This window comes from Shigella sp. FC1661 (genome assembly GCF_001712525.1).
Lineage (GTDB): Bacteria > Pseudomonadota > Gammaproteobacteria > Enterobacterales > Enterobacteriaceae > Escherichia > Escherichia coli.
Window position 1 is genome coordinate 1 of record NZ_MDGW01000322.1, and the last position, 1,496, is coordinate 1,496.

General features: G+C 50.8%; 2 protein-coding genes and 1 pseudogene. 1 reads left to right on the top strand and 2 read right to left on the bottom strand.

All coding sequences use genetic code 11. The features are described 5' to 3' along the window. Window positions 1–159 (bottom strand): IS1 family transposase (locus BFF42_RS16910; RefSeq protein WP_032277379.1); only part of this gene is annotated, 159 nt, incomplete at its 3' end. Window positions 160–192: 33 nt separating this feature from the next. Then, complete coding sequence (gene rclR / locus BFF42_RS16915; RefSeq protein ID WP_039059821.1) at window positions 193–1,047, bottom strand: reactive chlorine-specific transcriptional regulator RclR; 855 nt, start codon at window positions 1,045–1,047, stop codon at window positions 193–195. 98 nt (window positions 1,048–1,145) lie between these two features. Here rclR and BFF42_RS16920 point away from each other — a divergent pair. Continuing rightward, window positions 1,146–1,496: pseudogene (locus BFF42_RS16920) on the top strand (IS1-like element IS1A family transposase); the annotation flags it as partial.

The following is a 1,496-nucleotide window of genomic DNA, read 5'->3' on the forward strand; positions in this document are numbered from 1 at the left end:
GTGCGTACCGGGCTGAGAGGCGGTGTAAGTGAACTGTAGTTGCCATGTTTTACGGCAATGAGAGCAGAGATAGCGCTGATGTCCGGCAGTGCTTTTGCCGTTACGCACCACGCCTTCAGTAGCGGAGCAGGAAGGACATCTGATGGAAATGGAAGCCACGCAAGCACCTTAAAATCACCATCATACACTAAATCAGTAAGTTGGCAGCATTACCCTTTCCCGATATTCTCCCGGAGTACAACCAAACTCGCGGACAAACGCCTTGTGAAAAGATGATTCGCTGGCATAGCCTACTGACTCAGCGATCACCACAACAGGGAGCGTTTCCCGGGAAAACATCTGGGCCGCTATTTGTAGACGCAACTTTGTTAATACAGCCAGCGGCGTGGTTCCGGAAACATCACGGAAAAGCTGGGCAAAACTTGCCCGGGACATGTGGGCGATGCTGGCCAGCGATTCGACGGTCCAGGCGTGTCCTAGCATTTCCAGCATTTGCTGTATTACCGCACCAAGACGTGGATGCAGAAGCAAACTGAGAATGTTTTTCTCTGTATTAACCTGTGCAATCCACTCACGCACCGCGAGGGTAAAGAATGTAGCGCAGATCTGGCTACACAGTGCATCCACTCCCGGCATCGCCGATCTGGATTCCTGTTGTAAAAACGGGATCGCCTCCCTCAGCCAGTTATATTCCACGCTGTGGTTAACCGGTGCTAAAAACAGCGTTTCCGGCAAAGACGTTAAAAAATAACGCGCCGAATGTTGCAACCGAAGAGTACCACAGACAATACAGGTCGATTCATTATCGACATGACTCAGGCGATGAGCTGAATTTTGTGGTAGCAGGACCACATTTCCCGGGCGTAATGTAAAAATCTCTCCCGTCGGCATTTCCAGCTTCGCCGCTCCTTGCGTTAACGCATGCCAACGAATAACCGATAATTCCCCGGCACCATGTGGAAGCTGCCAGTCACTTCCTAACACGCAATTCTTATCGATCGTTCCTTGTGGAGCGTTAAGCATCAACAAACGGCTAAGGGCATCCATATCAGACTCCTGAGTGGTTTTTGATTACAAACACCAACAATCTGGTGATGCTGCCAACTTACTGATTTAGTGTATGATGGTGTTTTTGAGGTGCTCCAGTGGCTTCTGTTTCTATCAGCTGTCCCTCCTGTTCAGCTACTGACGGGGTGGTGCGTAACGGCAAAAGCACTGCCGGACATCAGCGCTATCTCTGCTCTCACTGCCGTAAAACATGGCAACTACAGTTCACTTACACCGCTTCTCAACCCGGTACGCACCAGAAAATTATTGATATGGCCATGAATGGCGTTGGATGCCGGGCAACTGCACGCATTATGGGCGTTAGCCTCAACACGATTTTACGTCACTTAAAAAACTCAGGCCGCAGTCGGTAACCTCGCGCATACAGCCGGGCAGTGACGTCATCGTCTGCGCGGAAATGGACGAACAGTGGGGATACGTCGGGGCTA

Coding starts and splice junctions, on each gene's coding strand:
- rclR (WP_039059821.1), bottom strand. CDS start 1,047: ATGGATGCCCTTAGCCGTTTGTTGATGCTTAACGCTCCACAAGGAACG.